Annotated in this window: 16 protein-coding genes and 1 tRNA gene; 6 read left to right on the top strand and 11 right to left on the bottom strand. The window is 34.0% G+C overall.

Features of this window, described 5'->3' with window-relative positions; genetic code table 11:
- Positions 1–33: 33 nt before the first annotated feature.
- The 3 genes from BW929_RS08535 to BW929_RS08545 form a co-directional block, all read right to left on the bottom strand.
- Positions 34–714, bottom strand: coding sequence for a FadR/GntR family transcriptional regulator (locus BW929_RS08535; RefSeq protein WP_076544970.1), 681 nt, complete (start codon positions 712–714; stop codon positions 34–36).
- A gap of 166 nt (positions 715–880) precedes the next feature.
- The gene (locus tag BW929_RS08540; RefSeq protein WP_076544972.1) at positions 881–1,105 is read right to left on the bottom strand and encodes a ferredoxin; all 225 of its coding nucleotides are present in this window, start codon (positions 1,103–1,105) and stop codon (positions 881–883) included.
- A 137-nt stretch (positions 1,106–1,242) separates the two neighbouring features.
- Positions 1,243–2,676, bottom strand: a complete 1,434-nt coding sequence (locus BW929_RS08545) for an alpha-amylase (RefSeq protein ID WP_076544973.1) — start codon at positions 2,674–2,676, stop codon at positions 1,243–1,245.
- Positions 2,677–2,877: 201 nt separating this feature from the next.
- Between BW929_RS08545 and BW929_RS08550 the strand changes: the two genes are divergently transcribed.
- Positions 2,878–2,965 (top strand) — tRNA-Ser (locus tag BW929_RS08550).
- A gap of 454 nt (positions 2,966–3,419) precedes the next feature.
- Here BW929_RS08550 and BW929_RS08555 read toward each other — a convergent pair.
- The 7 genes from BW929_RS08555 to BW929_RS08585 all read right to left on the bottom strand — a co-directional run bounded on the left by BW929_RS08555 (position 3,420) and on the right by BW929_RS08585 (position 14,135).
- On the bottom strand, positions 3,420–3,998 hold the full coding sequence (locus BW929_RS08555) for a TetR/AcrR family transcriptional regulator (protein WP_076544975.1): 579 nt from the start codon (positions 3,996–3,998) through the stop codon (positions 3,420–3,422).
- Between the two features lie 294 nt (positions 3,999–4,292).
- A complete protein-coding gene (locus BW929_RS08560; protein ID WP_076544977.1) occupies positions 4,293–6,221 on the bottom strand; it encodes an S-layer homology domain-containing protein in 1,929 nt (642 codons plus the stop codon).
- 415 nt (positions 6,222–6,636) lie between these two features.
- A complete protein-coding gene (locus BW929_RS08565; protein WP_076544978.1) occupies positions 6,637–7,542 on the bottom strand; it encodes a hypothetical protein in 906 nt (301 codons plus the stop codon).
- Between the two features lie 106 nt (positions 7,543–7,648).
- Entirely contained in the window at positions 7,649–10,726 is a 3,078-nt protein-coding gene (locus BW929_RS08570; RefSeq protein ID WP_076544980.1) for an efflux RND transporter permease subunit, read from the bottom strand.
- Positions 10,723–12,246 (bottom strand): efflux RND transporter periplasmic adaptor subunit, encoded by a 1,524-nt coding sequence (locus BW929_RS08575; RefSeq protein ID WP_076544981.1) that lies wholly within the window; start codon positions 12,244–12,246, stop codon positions 10,723–10,725. The genes BW929_RS08570 and BW929_RS08575 overlap by 4 nt, the downstream gene beginning before the upstream one ends.
- Entirely contained in the window at positions 12,236–13,555 is a 1,320-nt protein-coding gene (locus tag BW929_RS08580) for a TolC family protein (RefSeq protein ID WP_076544982.1), read from the bottom strand. Before BW929_RS08580 ends, BW929_RS08575 begins: the two co-directional genes overlap by 11 nt.
- Positions 13,548–14,135: a TetR/AcrR family transcriptional regulator gene (locus BW929_RS08585; protein WP_076544984.1), complete on the bottom strand. Its 588-nt coding sequence runs from the start codon at positions 14,133–14,135 to the stop codon at positions 13,548–13,550. The genes BW929_RS08580 and BW929_RS08585 overlap by 8 nt, the downstream gene beginning before the upstream one ends.
- Positions 14,136–14,450: 315 nt before the next feature.
- On the opposite strand from BW929_RS08585, the gene BW929_RS08590 reads away from it, so the two are divergent.
- Genes BW929_RS08590 through BW929_RS08610 form a run of 5 tightly spaced genes read left to right on the top strand, consistent with a single transcriptional unit; the run spans position 14,451 to position 17,721 of the window.
- Entirely contained in the window at positions 14,451–15,098 is a 648-nt protein-coding gene (locus BW929_RS08590) for an energy-coupling factor ABC transporter permease (protein WP_076544986.1), read from the top strand.
- Entirely contained in the window at positions 15,091–15,369 is a 279-nt protein-coding gene (locus BW929_RS08595; protein ID WP_076544988.1) for a PDGLE domain-containing protein, read from the top strand. Before BW929_RS08590 ends, BW929_RS08595 begins: the two co-directional genes overlap by 8 nt.
- Before the next feature lie 52 nt (positions 15,370–15,421).
- Positions 15,422–16,084 carry an energy-coupling factor transporter transmembrane component T family protein gene (locus tag BW929_RS08600; RefSeq protein ID WP_076544989.1) on the top strand — a complete coding sequence of 221 codons (663 nt, stop codon included), beginning with the start codon at positions 15,422–15,424 and terminating at the stop codon, positions 16,082–16,084.
- Between the two features lie 2 nt (positions 16,085–16,086).
- Positions 16,087–16,923 (top strand): energy-coupling factor ABC transporter ATP-binding protein, encoded by an 837-nt coding sequence (locus BW929_RS08605; protein ID WP_076544991.1) that lies wholly within the window; start codon positions 16,087–16,089, stop codon positions 16,921–16,923.
- 60 nt (positions 16,924–16,983) lie between these two features.
- Entirely contained in the window at positions 16,984–17,721 is a 738-nt protein-coding gene (locus BW929_RS08610; RefSeq protein ID WP_076544993.1) for a YaaA family protein, read from the top strand.
- Positions 17,722–17,795: 74 nt separating this feature from the next.
- Here BW929_RS08610 and BW929_RS08615 read toward each other — a convergent pair.
- Positions 17,796–18,950 (bottom strand): transketolase-like TK C-terminal-containing protein (locus BW929_RS08615; RefSeq protein WP_407645375.1); only part of this gene is annotated, 1,155 nt, incomplete at its 5' end.

Raw genomic sequence — 18,950 nt, forward strand, 5'->3', positions numbered from 1 at the left:
TTGTAGGTTGTAGTACAAGTTAAAATAAAAAAATTATATTTTTTTTAAGTCCTTAAATCTTTCGCGATCATCTTCCTCAGATAAATTAACTGCTAATTCAGGATCTTTATTTTTAATTGCCGAATAAAGTTTTTTATGTCCTTCTATACTTTTTTTAAAATTACCCTCTTTATTCATTTCTTCTAAATGATGAAAGAGTATATCTTTTAATCTTAACATTGTCTGATGCAGAATTTTATTTTTAGATGCCTTAGCAATATTTAAGTGAAATTTATAATCCCACAGCGAATACTCTTTATAATCATCCTGATGTTTTACCATCTGATCTAGAGCTTTCTTTATTTCCTGAATGTCTTCTGCCTCTGCTCTAATTGCAGCCAGTCGGGCGTTTTCTTTCTCAATTACACTTCTAAACTCTAAAACATCAAGCATTTCATCGTTACTAAAAATCATATCCGGTATAATACTGCTAACTATACTGCTGTTTAAGTTTTCAGATAGAAATGTTCCCTGGCCCTGTCTGGTTTTTATTACATTTAAACCTTTTAATTTCTGAATCGCATTTCTGATAGTATTCCTGCTTACTCCAAACTTCTCTGAAAGTTCATTTTCTGAAGGTATTTTTTCCCCTGGCTCCCATTCACCACTCAGAATTTTTTCTTTCATTTTTTTATAAACCTCATCAACTAAATTAATTTTTTTTATAGTATCCATAATATCTCCCCACTTTTTAACAAATTATAAGTTGTAGGTTGTATTACAAGTTGTTAATTTAAATTATAGCTTAAATTTTTTATAATGTCAAATTAAAATTTAAAAAAATATATAAATTAAGAAAGAGGGGTTGCCCCCTCCAAATAAATATTTACATTTTAAATTTTTAGCCATCATTGCCTATTGCATCAACAGGGCAGGCATTTAAGGCACTCTCACAGGCTTCCCGTTCATCTTCATTTTCAGGTTGTTTAAAAACATAGGCATAATCACCAGACATTTCAAAATTATCTGGAGCCTCACCGACACAAACACCACAGGCAATACACTGATCGTCAACATAATATTCCCCTTCAACATTTTCAGAAACTCTGTTTTCTACATTTGCCACAACAACCACCCCTTCTATTGTGAGAATATGAACCTAAATAAATTATAATAGTTCTCTTAATATTTGTCAAAATTTTTCGTTTATTCATAATTCAAGTCATTATTAAGTTGAATCTCAACTAAAAACCCTTCTGCAGCCTATTGTTTTTCGAGCTGAACCCAGACAGAATAACCTTCTCCTGCTGTTCCTCTAACCTTAAAGTTACCGTTTCCCTCACTATCTGTTTTGACTTTCTCTTTTACATTAGCTGTAAAATCATAATAACACGTATTTGCTTTTCCTGTATTTATAGTTTTTTCTACAAGCTCTTTGTTTTCTCGCTGAGTTATCATCATTACCAGTCCACTTCCGGGATGTTTTTCATCACCTGTTCTAATATACGAATATGTTTTTTGATCATTTGTTTCACTCTCAAAAGCATCACCATAGGCAAATTTCTTGCGAGCAGAAATTAACTTATCTATTTTATCTTTTAAACCATAATTATAATAATCTTTCCAGAATACAGTTGGAATTCCATCTCTCCGCATTAGAATATATGTATAAGCCTGCATTTTTCGATAAACAATAGTCTCTATTCCATATTTATTGGTACTTTCATGATCTGTATCATGATTTTCTACAAAAGTAACTGCTCTATTTTTATAATCTTTTTGATTTACCAATCCTCTGCCTCCATACCAGCGCATATCAAGATTACCTTTCATCATTTCTACAAAACTCTGTCTTAAAGGAAAATCAAAGGCACAAAGCTTTTTATTATCAACAATGTTTAAATAATCCATTAAAGATTTTGGACTATTAACCCAGGCTTCACCAATAAAAATTAAATCCTTCTCTGTATCTGCAGTAACTTCCTCAATAAAGTCATGAATCATTTCATTATCAATATGAGTACTGGCATCTAATCGAAAACCATCAAAATCCATTTGATTAATTATCCACTTTCCCCAGTTTATCACCTCGGCTTTAATTTCCTGATTATCATAATCTATATCTGCTCCCATAAGATAGTCATCTTCGTAAGAATCATCCCACTCTTTACACTGAAAGAGAAATTCTCCTGCCCTTCTGGTTCGTTCGTTCCAATCAACCCCATCAAAATGAGTCCAGTTAAGTTTTAAATTGCTGTATTTATTTTCGCGCCCTGGAAAATCAAATTTTGTCCAGACGTCAGCCTGACTGCCATCTTTTAAGGTAACTGTTTCTTTATCATCTGCACCCAGTCTGTGATTTAAGACAGCATCATATATTAGCTTCAGTCCTTTACTATGCAAATTTTCTACAGCCCTTTCTAATTGTTCTTTTGTGCCGTATTTAGTTCTTATACTGCCTTTCTGCTTAAACTCACCTAAATCCCAGAGATCATATGTACCATAACCAACATCCTCTATCCCCCCTGCACCTTTATTAGCAGGCGGAAACCACAGATAATCAAATCCTGCTTCAGCTATTGAATCAGCTCTTTTGTCTATTAAATTCCAGAGATCTTTTTCTTCAGGAAAATTTTCTGCATATTTATTGCTGTTCATTTCCCAGTAAAAAGTCTGTAAAATAACTGGATTTTCCACTATAATCACCTCAAAATATAAATTTCAAATATTTTTTACTTTTTTATTTTTTTATTTACCAGCATAAATAACAGATGTTTATTTTTTCTTCTTTAAAATATATTTGAGTAAAACAGTAATTTCCTCTTCTTTAATAAAAAAATAATGAATTCTCTTGACAGTAATCTATTTCTATAGTACAATATTATTCGTGACATAAGTGGAGAGATGTCCGAATTGGCTAAGGAGCCGGACTTGAAATCCGGTGAAGCCGAAAGGTGTCAGGGTTCGAGTCCCTGTCTCTCCGCCATTGAATATTAAGGGCCAACGCCCATTTTAAGAAACCTGCCGAGAGGCGGGTTTTTTGTTATTTAGGGGTAAATCCTGACAAAATCCTGCCATTTTTAATTAATATTGATAAAGGTGTTTTAGATATAGATAGAGGTGATATTATACATGGTAACTAAAACGTTAAAAAGATAGGTCTAAAGAAAGTGCAAGTACTATAAGACACGGGGAAGACTAAATACAAAGAATAGATAAAAAAAGCTAATATCAGAGAAGAGTTTGGGCCCTGAGAGATAGAAAAATCATCTAAAAGTAGTACAGCCAGTATTATTATGAGGCATGCTATACTGGCGGAGAGGTTCAAATAATTTAATATAAATTTTGATCTATCCAAAATCCAATTTTGAATTTCAGATTCAATTATAGATAATATCTTTTTATTTTTACTAATTATCTTACACTTGAATAAATAGATTTTAAGAAATTGCTTTATTTAAGTAATCACTTATTTTATCTGCAGCTTCTTCAATATTAAAATCTTCTTCACTTAAAATAAGTTTCCTCATTATTACACTTTCCATAATACCTAAAAAGGCAAAAGCAAAATAATCAAATTCAATATCTTTTGAAATATAATTATTCTCTATCAAAAATTTATATAAGTCCTGTAACCGACGGAAGCGTTTTTCTTCCATTCTTTTGAATTCATCTCCAAATTCTTCGTTTACAGCAACTGCTTCTCTCAAAATAATTATAGAAAGGTTTTTATGTTTTTTATAAATCTTAAAAAAACCGAGCAACATTTCTTCTAAAAATATTTTTAGATTTTTATTATTTGTATCAAAAGTATAATTATCAAATACCTCTAAAAAAATTTTTTCATGCCTTTTTATTAGAGAAATAAAAAGATCCTTCTTACTATTAAAGTATAAATAAAATGTCCCCTTTGCAATACCGACTTTTTCGACTATTTGGGCTATATGAGTATTATAATAGCCTCTGGCTGCAAAGACCTCTATCCCCGCCTGAATGATTTCTTCTTTGCGATCTGCCACCTTGTTACCCCTTCTTTTTTCATTATTTTATTCTTTTTAAGTATATCATATTTTTTTGATTATTTAAATAAAAAGCCATAATAAAAAGCTCAGCTTAAAAGCTGAGCTAATTTAATACTTTGAGGCAAAGCTGGACTTGGCCTATTTTATTAAGTCATCAATTAAAATTGTTCTTTTCATAATTAATCCCCCACTTAGATATTACCTTACTTTAAATTTAAGTTTAAAAAAAAGCCGGAGGAAGTCCTCCGGCTTGAATTTGGACTTAGATTTTAAGCTTATCAATCAACTTATTTAGAAGCTAATTGATAAGGTTGTGGTAATAGCATGACCAGTACCCTCAACATCATTTCCATCCACATTATATGCTGGAATAGAAATTTCACTATTTGTACTACCAGTGTTTCCTTGTGCAGTATCAAAAGCATCAAAGTCAGTTTCACCATCAATATACATTGCTTCTGTGATCCAACTTATATTATCTTTTAACTGTTTATCAACAAAACCAGTTAAATAATTGTAGCTTTTGATATCGCCATTATTATCTTCTTCACTCTTATTATTTAAATTAGCACCCAGAGTAATTGTTTCATTCCAAGCATATTCAGTACCCAGGCTAATTAAAGTGTATTCGTGTCCATCTTCAAATCCATCATTATCAGCATATTCAACAGAGGCACTATTAGTAAACTTGCCATAATTGTTATCAAGGCCTATATTAAATACAGTTTTATCTTCATTAGGAGTATAAGAATCTCCTGGTTGCACTACCATTACAGAACCATTAATTGAATTGTTTGGATTAAGTTGATAGTCAGCTCCAACTTTAAATAAGTCATAATCAGCATTACTTTCTTCTAAATCATTACGTGCAGCTACAAAATCTTCACCTGCAATTTCAACCATACCATTTAAATTAAAGGTATTAGTAACTGCATAGTTTGCTGTTAGATTAAATAAGTTACCAGTTTCATCATAACTTTCATCATCAGTTACAGTATCAGAGAATACAACTTCGCCAGTCATGCCAAGGGCTTCAGTTAGCATATCATTAGACCATGCTAAAGCAACTAATGTATTATCATAAGGATTTGTTGCTGAACCAACTAACTCATCAACAACACTCCTTGCATGATAAACTTTACCAGTTAATGTACCAAATTCCATTTCACTGGCTGCTGTTAAACCAAAGTATTTTTCGTCTGCCATCTCATTATTACCTGAATTATCTAGATTATCTTCTCCATTACCACCGGCAAAAGCTTTGAAGTCAATATTATACATATTTGTATTTACTTCAATACCTTCTAAGTCTTCATCTAAGAAGTAAGTTTCTGGATAATAATCTGGCATGTCACCAATTTTAACATTAGTATTATCAAAAGCTACTTCTAATAAAGCAGCATCCATTAAAAACTCATTCTCATCATTTTCAGTATAATCTAAGACATTTCTTTCATCCATAAATAAGTTAGTAATTGTATCAACATCTAAATTGAATTTTGCACCATTTAACTCCCCAGCAATGTTAAAGTTATATTCCTGCCAAAATCTCTCTTGTGCTGGGAATAGATCAGGGTCATCCACAAAATTCTCATCAATCGCGTCTCCATCAGAAAGTAATTCTAAAACTGCTCTTTCTTCCAGTTCATTTTCACCATAATAAGCTACTTGTGCCTTAGTCACAATATCCATACCAAACTCAATGTTATCTTTTGGAATATCTAAAGCGTCTACCTTGGCTTCTAATTCGTCCATATCTTTGCCTAAAGCATCGATGTCAGCACCTAATACTTTAAGTTCAGCGCTTAATTCGAATGTTAAAGCATCAACGATATCTGCTACTTCTTCAGCTTGAGCGTCTGAAAGCTCATCCTGAGAGTTCTTTTCCATTAAAGACTTAACGATAGCAGTTACGTCTTCAGCCTGACCTGTAGTTAGACCTTCGCCCATTTCGTCAACCTGGTTAGCTAGAGCTTCTTGCTCAGCAACAATGTTGTCTAAAGCGCGGCTAACCATAACAGCCATTTCGTAACGAGTCATTGACTGCTGACCTTTGTACTCGCCATCAGGATAACCTTCAACGATACCAGCAGCAACTAATTTATTAATTGCATCATATGCCCAGTGATCACTTGGCACGTCAGAGAATGACTGTGCAAATGCAGGCATAGCTAATGCTACGACTAAAAGTAAAGCAATTGTAATTGTAAGTTTTTTCATAAAAATTAACACTCCTTTTGTTTTCTTTTGAATTTTATTTTTCTCTTTCTGGATCTGAGAAATCAACTCTCATTTAAGAAAACAATAAGTGACCTAGTTTCCTTATCATTTTCAACTTAAATGATTATTATTTTTTCCAGATCCTATATATGTTATTCTACCTTAGATGTTTTCAAATCTTCGAAGTGTTTTTTCACCTCCTTTTCATTTTTTGAAAAAGGTAGATTAACAGCAATAAAAGTAAACCAGGAGAAAACCGGTGCCCCCCGAAATGATTTCTCAGTAGGAACAACAAGGGGTAACAAGTCGCTTACTGAGAAAATCATTTATGAAAATATTTCACGCTTTCTCCTAGTTCAAACCTAAAGTCAAATTTCTAATGACTGACCGGTCATTCATAATATATCATAAAAAATTATACTTTGTCAACAAAACTATCATTTATTTTTTTGAATTCCGATTCCAAAATTAATTTCTCACTTTTAGTTAAGCTATTTTCAGAACTAAATTCAAAGTTTAAATACCTTGATAGCAGGTATTCTAAAGCCAAACCTTCTCCAAAATTGTTATTTGTATTAATAAAATCATTTAAAATCAATTGATATTTTCTAGCATTATCTAAATTATTATTTTTCACTTCTATATTTATTTTTTTAAAATAATCTGGCAGTAAATTGATATATCTGCTAATTGTTTTAACCCCTTTGTTAAGATTTAAAAAATACAAGTCATCAGCAGATGCTAAAAATTCAAAGCGTCCATTATATTTATTTTTTAAGGTAGTAAATTTCTCAAAGTCTAAATCATAAGGATAAACTGGATTAGTTACAAATCCTTTAACAGCCTGAAAATCTTTAGTTTTTTTTATCAATGTTTCACCCTCAATTAAAGATAAAAGTCTGGTATTAAAACTTATATAAAAATTTCGGCTGCTATTACTGCTTAAAAAATTAAGATAAGACAGATAGTCTTTAAAATAGGACCCCATTGTTTCTTCAGTAATAGATGGACTTTTGAGTACTAAATCAAATTTCTTCTCTGTTTTATTTAAATCTTTAATAATTTCCTGTATATCACGAAGAGAATTAAAGTTAAGCTCAATTTTAAAATCTGACTCTTCTGGCATTAATTTAACCATTTTTTTATAGTATTCTTTTTTATCACTGCAGCTTAATTGTGAATAATCAAGATTACTATCTTTAATATAAAAATTCTTCTGACCAAGTTTCAAATTATTAGCCAGCAAAAGTTTAACTTTATGATAGTCAACTCTATTATTCTGATCAAGAAAATTAATTAATAAAGTATAAACATTATTCACCTATACCACCCCTTACCCAATCTTATTGAACAAAAAGTTTTTTAGTATTGAATCATTATTTTTTAAAGCCGGGAAGTTCTCTAAAACTCCCCGGCTCTAATATTTGTTAAATGTGTTTAGCCGCTTCTTCCTTTGGTATCCCTTTTATTTTTGCAACTACAATTGTTCTTAAATCTGTAACTAAAGAATAAAAAATAGGAATCACAAAAAGAGTCAGGAATGTAGCAAAGGTTAAGCCACTAACAATTACAATCCCCATCGGCTGGGTTGATTCGGAACCTTCTCCAATACCCATTGCTATTGGCAGCAGACCCAGAATTGTTGTCAATGCTGTCATCATAATTGGCCTCAATCTTACAGTTCCAGCTGTAATAATAGCTTCTATTTTTTCGGTACCACTTCTGCGCAGCTGATTAATATAATCAACCATAACTATCGCATTATTTACAACTATACCAGCCAGAGTGATTAAACCTAATATCGATGCCACCGAGACTATAGAGTTAGTAATATACAATCCGAAGATAACACCAATCACTGCCAGAGGAATAGAGAACATAATTGTAAAGGGATGGATCAGCGATTCAAACTGAGAAGCCATAACCATATAAATCAGAATTACCGCCAGTCCAAAAGCCATCGCAAGACTGCTAAATGATTCCTGCATATCAGCAAATTCACCTTCATAACTAAATCTATATCCGTCCGGTAAGTCTAGCTTAGATAAACGAGACTGAATCTGCTCCATAACTGTACCAAGATCCACACCATGTATGTCAGCAGTTATTTCAGAATAACGTTCCTGATCCTGACGTAAAATTTCTACAGGTCCTTCATCAATTTTCAGACTTGCTATCCTATTTAATGGTATCATCTGTCCACTGGCAGCTTGAATGTTAAGTTCAGGCACCTGAGACATCTGTCCTATTTGATCTTCTTCTAGACGAACTCTAATATCATATTCATCACCTGCAACCTCGTATCTTGTTGCAGTACTTCCATTAATTGCTGTCCTGACTGTATTTGCAATTCGACTTACATTTAAACCAAAGCGACTTGCAATAGAGCGGTTAACCTTTATTCTATATTCCGGCTGACCTTCAGAAAAACTATCTTCAATTTCTCTTAAGCCTTCAATATCTTCTATTGCGGAAACAGCTTTGGCAGTTTCTCTCTTCAATATATTTAAATTATCTCCAAGAAGTTTTACATTGACTGGAGAACCTCCCCCACTCATACCCTGCTGTTCTTCAACAGAGATGTCTACATCAGGAATGTTAATGCTCTGCCGTACTTCTTCCATTACTTCCGAAGTTGATCGATCTCTTTCAGCTAAATCTACAAGCTGAACACTTATATTGCCAAGGTGACTGCTGGTAGAAGTAGACATCATCTGACCACCAGACCCAACTGTGGCAATTATTGTTTCTACTTCATCTATTCCTGTCAATACAGACTCAATTTCAGTCGAAACTTCGTTAGATCTAGATAAAGCAGTCCCCACTGGTAGTTCGTAGCTAACCGAAAATGCACCCCGATCATTATTCGGCATAAACTCAAATCCTAACTGAGGTATTAAGGCGAAACTGCCAACTAATAAAACTATCAATAAAACAACAAAGACCCAGCGATGTTTAAGAGCTCTGCTAAGTGCTCCCCGGTAAATTCTTTTTATCCTACCTTCTTTTTTATTTCTATCTAATTCTTTCTGCTTAACTTTTAAGATCTTAGAAGCCAGCATTGGAATTAAGGTTAAAGCGACCATCAAGGAAGCAATTAGAGAAAAAGCTACTGTTAAGGCTAAATCCTGAAAAAGCTGGCCTGCCATTCCTTCGACAAAAACAATAGGTAAAAAGACTACAACAGTAGTAACTGTAGAAGCGGCAATAGCCATTCCAACCTCAGAAGCCCCTTCGCGAGCGGCTTCAATTTTACCTACTCCCATACTTCGATAACGATAAATATTTTCCAGTACAACTACAGCATTATCAACCAGCATACCTACCCCGAGGGCAAGCCCCCCCAGCGAAATAACATTTAAATTAACATCAGCAAAATACATTAAAATAAAGGTACCAATGATAGAAATCGGCATTGCTGTTGCTATAATTATTGTACTGCGGATATTTCTTAAGAATAAGAAAAGTATAATTACGGCCAGAAGACCTCCTAAAATAGCATTCTGACTCACACTGGCAATGGAATCCTCTATAAATTCCGATTGATCCATTGCTATTGCAAAATTATAATTAGGATAATCATTTCTGATTCGGTCCATTTCTTGCCTAACAGCACTTGCTACTTCAACAGTATTTGCATCAGTCTGTTTCTGGATTGAGAGCGTTAAGCTGCGCTTCTCATTAGTCCTGGATAAAGTTGTCAGATCAGAAAATCCATCTTTAACTTCTGCAACATCAGATAATTTAATATGGCCATTTCCAACTGGAATATTTATATTTCTTATCTCATCTAGATTAGAAAATTTACCAACGGTTCTAACTAAAAATTCTTTATCTCCCTGGCGAACATCACCTGCCGAAACATTTACATTTTCAGCCCGTACGATATTGGTAATTGTATCAAAGTCAAGATTGTAATGACTTAATTGATCTCGCTTAAGAGATACAATTATTTCTCTTGTCAATCCCCCCTGCATATTTACCTGGGCAACACCCGAAATTCTTTCTAGTCGGGGAATCAGCTCATCTTCAACCTCTTTTTTTAGTTCATCAATCTCTAAACCCTGAGCTGAAACACCATAATTCATAATCGGCATCATGGAAGGATCAAATTTGAAAATCATTGGACTGTCAGCATTTTCAGGTAAAGCCATACTGCTGATTAAATCTACCTGTTCTCTTAAATCCTGCACAGCAAAATCCATATCTCGACCCCAGTTAAATTCTACAACCACTGTTGACGATCCCATTGAGGAAGTTGAGGTGATACCTTTAACTCCTTCAACAGTAGCTACTGAGCTTTCTATCTGCTTTGTAATTAAATTTTCTATTTCTTCAGAACCAACACCTTCATAAGTTGTAATTATTGCCGCTCCCGGAAAAGTAATATCAGGAAAAAGATCGAGACTTAAGCGGGAAAGTGCTACTGATCCAATCAGCAGCACCATTAAAATAATCATAGCAGTTGTAACTGATCTTTTTATCGAGAAATCGGATAACTTCACTGATTTCTCACCTCAACTTTCTGGCCTGCTTCTAAGTTGTTTTGACCTCTAATTATAACTTCCTGGTTTGCTTTTAACCCCTGCAGAACTTCAACTCTGCTGTCAGTACTGATCCCAATACTTATATCTCTTCTTACTGATTTCCCATCTTCTACAACAAAAACATGAGGATTATCACTGTTTAAATTAACGACACTTTCGATTGGAATCACTACCGCAGAACCCGACTTACCTTTAGTAATTCTTACATCAGCAAACATACCAGCTCTTAATCTGTGATCCTGATTGGGAATTTTAATTTTCACCAGAAAGGTTCTGCTGGCTTCATCTGCTGCGGGAGCAATATTAGTTATTTCTCCTTCAATGTAATGCTGCATTGTCTCACCTCTAACATCAACTGTATCACCTTTTTTAATTGCAGAAACAGTCGCAGCAGTAACATTTATTTCAGCAAATAATTGATCAATATTGATTAGATTAACCACTGTCTGACCTGCGGGAATCATTTCTCCTGCCTCAACATTGACTCTATTTACTAAACCAGAAAAAGGAGCATTAACCTTTGTTTTATCAATTTGATCTTCAATTTCAGCCAGGCTTGCTTTTGCCTGCTTAACCGAGGCCAGACCGGCCCTTACTCTTTCTTCGCGAGGCCCTCTTTCTGCTGCTTCTAAATTAGCTTTAGAAACTTTGAGATTTGTGCGGGCACTATTAACCTGACTTTTGGCATTTTCCAGCTGTTGTTTCAATTCTGTTGGATTATTATAAGTTGCTTTGGTCAGCTTATAATTCTTTTCAGCTGCTGCAAGTGCAGTTTCAGCCTGTTCAACTGATATCTGGGCATTTTTATAAGTTGACTCTGCATTTTCAAAAGAAGTTTTTGCATTTTCATATTCTCTTTCCGAAATCACATTATCATCATACAGCTTTTGCGAACGCTCATATTCTCTTTTTGCCTGATTAAAATTAACTTCAGCCTGATTAAGATTCTGCTTTGAAGTCTGCAGCTGCTGACGTGCATTATTAAGCTGCTGCTCTGCATTTACAAGCTGCTGTTCTAATGTCCGTCTTTCCTTATATAATTCCTGCATTAACTCTAAATTTGTTTCTGCACTTTCCAGACTGGCCTGGGCATCTTCGTAAGCTGCTCTGGTTCTGGCCAATTCTTCTTCAGTGGTTCCATTTTTGAGCTCCTCATAACTGGCCTGGGCACTGTTTAAAGCTGCTTCAGCACGATTTTTTTGAATCAGCAGCGCCTCTTCATCTATTTTTATTAATTGAGCATCTTCGTCTACCTGATTACCCATTTCAACATTTACCTGAGCTATTAGTCCACCCGTCTGAGCAGGAATATTAACATCCTGAATCGGAGTTAAAGTACCGGTAAAAAGTTCGTTTAGGCTTATATCATCAGTAACTGACTGAGCGGTTTCAACAATCTGGGCCTCCTGAGCCAGCACAGGTGAAGCCGTTAAAAATAAGATCAATAATAGACTGAGTATTTTATATCTATTTTTCATTTTCTACCACATCCTTAAAATATTCTTTTAAACGACCACTTTTATAAATTGTTCTAAATAATTCTATTTCATAATTATATTCAGCCTGCAGCAGAGATGTTTGAGCCTGATTGTAAGTACTCTGAGCATCAATAACATCCGTATTGCTGGCTACTCCAGCTTCATAACTCTTGTTGGCAATTTCTAAATTTTCGGCGGCATTTTTCAGGGAAAGCTGTTCTAATTCCATTGCTTCTTCAGTTTCTTTAACAGTTAGAATAGAATTTTCAACTTCAATATCTAAATTTTCCAGCAGATCCTGGCGATTATTAGCAATCTTTTCTAGTTCGTTTTCCTGTTTTTCTGCATTTATACCACCCTTACCTCCATCATAGAGGGGAACACTGACTCCCATAGTCATGGACCAACTTTTCTGATCCATAAACTCCGGTCCCTGCCAGTCATAAGATCCATTGAGCGAAACACTGGGGCGATAATACTGTCCTTCAAGCTTTTGATTTAATTTTACAATTTCTTTATTTAACTCCAGAATCATCAGCTGGGGTTCATTTCTGACTGCAGTCTGAAATAACTGCTGCTGTTCTAAATTAAGATCAAATGAAATCTCTGGCTGAGACGGATTATAACTTTTATCTGTTGTTAAAATCTGTGCCAGACGTCTTCTGGCAATCTGCAGGTCATTTCTGGCTGCTGTCAGCTCCTCTTCTGCATTTCTCTGTTCAATCTGACTCTGCAGTAAATCACGTCTGATCGCAATTCCGGCATCCAGATTATTTTTGACTATTCTTAAATGTTCATTTACTATATCCAGAGCTTCTGTGCGAATTTCAACCATCCCCTGAGCCTGCAGAACCCCATAATATGCCTGAATCAAAGAAAAAATCTGATCTTCTAAACTCTGCTCATATCTGGCTCTGGCAATTTCCAGACTGTAACTGGCAATTTCTTTCTGCATTGAAGCTCTGCCACCCAGCCAGATTGGTTGAGTTAAGGATAGGGAAGTACTGTAATTTTCATCAGGACCTTCAACAGTACTTAATGTTTCAAAGTCAAAGCTCTGCTGTCCTTCATCTAATTTAGTATAGGAAGTCTGCAGGTCAAGACTAGGAAAATATGATCTCACAGCAAGTTCGATGTCCTTTTCTGCATTTTCAATATCTTTACGTGCATTTTCTAGAGTCCTATTTTCTGCTGCCATAATTTTTACCGCTTCTTTTAGATTAATATCTTCTGCTGCAACAGCTGCAGAAGATGAAAGCAAAAGCACAGCAGCTAAAACTATGGTGATAACTTTCTTATTTTTACTCATCAGATTGCTCCTTTCTACTAATGCCATTCATTATAAAATCATAAATAAAATTTACTTTATTTTCTACAACCTCGTCATCATCTAATATTTCTTTTGTCTGGGGCGTAAATAAAACTGATAGGATTAAAGAAGCCATATTATTCGGATTTTCACTCCTTATTAAACCTTCTGCTATTCCCTGTTCAACAATTCTAGTCACAATTTTTATATTTTTTTTATGTTTGGCTTCAATAGCATCTTTAAAATCACTGCTGATTAACTCCACATTATTTCTAAAAACTTCAAGCATATCTAAATGTTCTATCAATGTCTTTAATACACATTCAATCAAATTCCTAATTTTCTTGTAACTGCTGATTTCCTTCTCAGCAATTTCTTCAAAAAGTTCATAAAAATAATCCAGTCCATTAACTGCAGTTTCTCTAAACAATTCCTCTTTACTATCAAAATACCAGTAAAGTGTTCCCTTGCTGATCTCTGCTCCTTTTGCAATCTGAGTCATGGAAACAGCATGATAGTTGTTTTTGGAAAAAAGATGAAAGGCTGATTCTAATATTTTATTTTTCGTATCTTCGGGCATATTGAACCCCTCCTAACAAAATTTTAATCTTTTGACTGACCGGTCAGTTAGTATTCTAGCATAAAATATCTATTTCTGTCAACCGATCGGTAGATTAGAATTAGATTAAATTATTATGAGTAAAGCTATAAAATATTTTATTTGACAAAAAAGAAAGAATTAAACTTATAAATAAAAATAGCTATTAGCGGTAGATGTAAAATCAAAATTTATCAAAACAATTTATAATTAAAGAAGGATTTTTAAAAGATTTAGGGAAAATAAGATATAACACGAAAAAAAAAATCGTGTTACTAAAAGGAGGAAAGATAATTTATGCATATACCCGACGGCTTTTTAGATTTAAAAACCTGTTTAACTACATATCTCATGTCTGGAGCGGCTTTAAGTTATGGGATAAAAAAATTAAAAAATAATTTTTCTGAAAAAAATATACCTGTTTTAGGAATTCTGGGTGCTTTTATTTTTGCTGCTCAAATGATTAACATTCCAATCGGTTTTGGAACTTCCGGTCATCTTATGGGTGGTGTGCTTGCTATGCTGGTCTTAGGTCCCTGGTCAGCCAGTTTGATTATAACTTCGATTCTGGTTATTCAATCTGTTTTTTTTATGGATGGAGGGATTCTGGCTCTGGGAGCAAATGTTTTAAATATGGCCTTAATTCAGGTATGGGCTGGCTACTTTATTTATAACTTTTTAACTAAGCTTAATTTTTCTGAAAAATTAAGCATTATTATAACAGGTTTATCTGCCACTGTTATTTCAGCAGCATTTGCAGCATTTGAATTATCATTTTCTAATATAGTTAACTTAAATCTCATTCTGGGAGCCATGGTTGGCTGGCATACACTTATTGGTTTAATGGAAGGTGTAATTACAATGCTTGTACTTTCCTATCTCAATAAGACAATCTCAACCCAATTTGAACTTGCATATCAAAAAGGAGGCGTTAATAATGCTTAAAAATAATAAATATCTTTATCTCATCATAGCCTTCATTGCTTTTCTAGCATTTTTAAATCCTATTTTAAGCTCTTCTTTTCCTGATGGTCTGGAAAAAGTAGCGGAAACTAAAAGTTTTATAAATCAAGCTCAGTCTAGTTTCTCTTTGTTTGAAGATTATTCAATTCCAATCAATAATGATTTGTTAAGTGGCGGCGCTGCCGGTTTGCTGGGAGTTATTGTCTCATATCTATTATTATTAAAAATAGGAAAAATACTTTCTAAAAATTAGTTGTAAATTTTAAATATGCTAAATATAACGATAGCGGTGAGGAGAACTTATTTTGAAAAATACAGCAGGTGGTAAATTAATAGTTTATTTAATTGGTATTATTACCATTTTAATTGTAAAATCTATTTCTTTACATTTTATTATGGCTATTTTTTTGCTAACTATAGATCTATACCAGGGTTTACTGGATAAATTAAAGCGCTTATTTTTGTTTTTTTTACCATTTTTAATAACTGCTGCTTTACTTGTCTGGTTTCAAAATGAAAAAAACTGGATTCTGGTTCATAGATTAATAACTATAATCATGTGGAATGTATTGATTTTAAAAAACTTTGCAGAGCAGGATCTAAAAGAAGGGCTTGCTCAACTTAATTTTCCGGACTTGATAATTTTAACGATTTTTTTTATTCTAAGGTATTTTAGAGTCATAAAAGAAGAAATTAATAGATTAATGAGAGCCCGAAAATTAAGAGGAGCCAAAATCAAAAATAAATTTTTTAACATTAAAGAATATATAATTATAGCTCAGATTATAGGCAGCAGCTTAGAACGCTCCTTAAAAAGAAGTGACCGTATTTACAAAGCAATGAGGCTTAGAGGACTAAAAAGTGAGACTTTTGTAAAAAGTAAACAAAAATTAATTATCAGCTGGCAGCCAATATTTCTAACAATTTTTTCTGCAGCTTTGATTATCTTATTAGATAGAGGATGGTAATAATGGTAGAATCGCTTCAAGCAATTTTGAAAGTTAAAAATCTTAATTTTAGTTATCCAGAAAATAAAAATAATGTTTTAAAAAATATATCGTTTGAGATTTTATCAAAGCAAAAAGTTGTATTACTTGGCCCTAATGGTGCTGGTAAAACAACTTTAATGAACAACATTTTAAAAATTAACGAACCTCAAAATGGTAAAATATTTTTTAAGGATAATTTATTAAATCACTTTGAAGAAGATGAATTAAGACAGTCTATTTCCTATGTTTTTCAAAATCCTGATGATCAGATTTTTGCATCTACTGTGCAGGAGGATATATTATTTGGACCAGAACAATTTTCTTTTCCAGAACATTTAAAGAAAAATAGATTTAACCAAGTTGTAGAACTGCTGGCTCTAAAAAGTATTCTTAAGAGAAATCCCCGTAATTTAAGTTATGGTGAAAAAAGGAAGGTAGCTCTAGCAGGAGTTTTAATTCTAGAACCAGATTTGATTTTATTCGATGAACCTCTGGCATTTTTAGACCCCCCTACTCAACAGCTTTTTATAGATGTCTTAAACCAAATTTCAGCTAATGGCAAATCAATTATGATAGCCACTCATAATTTAAATTTCGCGGCCGAATGGGGAGAAAAATTTTTGCTGCTCAATAAAAACGGGGAATTAAAGGTCAAAGAAAACAAAAATTTCTTTAGAACTGGAGTAAAGAATCTGGGTAATAGCTTAACAAACAGCAGTAAAATATTTAAAGGATTTGCAGCAGAAAATGCTTTACCGGTAACAACTAAAGAAAGTAGAAACTTTTTAAAAAATTTGTTAGATCAAAAAATGATTTGAGTATCTAAAATAAGATAATAAATCAATCAAATAAAAGTCATTAAGAAAGGAAGGTGCAGAATGAAAATAATCTTATCTCCCAGTAAAACTCAGAATCATGAGAGGAAACGCAAAGATAAAGGTAAAAATATTTTAAAAGAAGCTAAAACTAAAGAATTATTCAACTATCTCAAATCACTCTCCAAAGAAGATTTAGGAGAAGAGCTTGATATTCAGGGTAATCTCTTAGATAGAACCTATGAGCTCTATCAGGAACACAGTTTTGAAGATCAGACTCTGCCAGCTATTGAATGCTATAATGGCTCTGTTTTTAAACAGCTTGATTTAGAAAGCTATGATCAAAAGCAGTTTTCTTATCTGCAGGAAAAACTTATTATAATTTCTCCAATGTATGGACCATTACATTCAGATACAGAAATCTGGCCTTACAGACTGGAAATGCGGCTCAAACCAGATGGAATCAATCTTTATGAATACTGGCAGGAAGTTATGAAAGATTATTTTGCCAATGTTGATTTGATTGTAAACCTGGCCTCAAATGAATACAGCAAAGTTGTTGAAAAAAATTACCAGGGAAAAATAATTGATTTTTATTTTAAAGAAGAAAAAGAGGACGGCAGCCTGAAAACTGTTGGCTATTATGTCAAGCAAAATAGAGGCAGGATGCTTGAACAGCTGATAAAAAAACAGGTTGAAAGTCTGGAAGCAGTTAAAAATATTAATCTTGAAGGCTATGTTTTTAATGAAGATCATTCTTCTGAGAATGAGTTCTATTTTATTAAACCTTTCGAAAAGTAAATTAAGTTAATGAAACCCGCCTGAAAAGGCGGGTTTTTAGTTTAGCTATTGATTTTTTAAATAGAAAATTGATTTTATTCCAAAGCAGCTTCAATCTTGGCTGCAACTTTTTCTGCCTTAAACCCTAAGTCTGCTCCTACTTCTTCTCCTTTTCCGCTTAAGCCGAAGCGGTCAAGGCCGATTACCAAACCATCTCTGCCAACAAGCCTGTACCAGCCATCTGTTACTCCTGCTTCTATGGCAGCTCTTAATTTAACTTCTGGCAGTTTGTGTTCTGCTGCATATTTTTCGAACTTTCTTCTCTCCGGTACTGATACTACTGCCGCTTTGATACCTTTTTCCGCTAATAGTTTGGCACTCTCTTCGGCCAGGTTAACCTCACTACCGCTGGCAAAGATAATTGTATCAGCATCTTTGGGACTGCTGACAAAATAACCGCCATTATTGAAGTTATCAAGACCCTGATATTTTTGAATATGCTCTAAGTTCTGTCTGGTTAAAATTAAAGCTGTCGGCTGATCTGTTGTCTCTAATGCTTCTACCCAGGCAGCTTTGGCCTCTTCTTCATCACCAGGTCTTAATACTTTTAGTCCCGGTATAATTCTTAGTGCTTCAACATGTTCTACCGGCTGGTGGGTTGGTCCATCTTCACCAACAAAGATAGAATCATGAGTAAAGACATAAATTACAGGCTGTTTCATTAAAGCTGCCAGCCTGATTGCCGGGCGCATATAGTCAGAGAAAACTAAGAAGGTTGCTGCAAATGGTCTAAAACCCTGATGCAGGGAAAGACCATTAACAACTGCTCCCATCGCATGTTCTCTAACCCCAAAGCGCAAGTTGCGGCCGGAATAATCACCCTTCTGCACCTCTCCGTATTCTCCGTTGTAGGTTTTAGTTGAAGGTGCAAGGTCTGCTGAACCACCAACTAAATAGGGTACCAGCTCAAAAGCTTTACTCAGTGCTGCTCCAGCTGATTTTCTGGTAGCTATTGGCGCCTCTATTTCTAAGTTCATAATCTCTTCTTTTAAATCTACCGGCAGTTTTAAGCTCATTGCCTGCTCCCACTGTTTTTTTAGCTCAGGATTGGCTTCTGCCCAGGCCTTAAATTCTTTTTCCCACTCTATTCTCTGGTCCTGCATCTCAGCAGCCCGGGAGCGGAAGAATTCCTTGACCTCATCTGAGATATAAAACTTCTTATCTACTGGCAGTCCGAATTTCTCTTTTAA

It is taken from the genome of Halanaerobium kushneri, from assembly GCF_900156285.1.
Taxonomy (GTDB): domain Bacteria; phylum Bacillota; class Halanaerobiia; order Halanaerobiales; family Halanaerobiaceae; genus Halanaerobium; species Halanaerobium kushneri.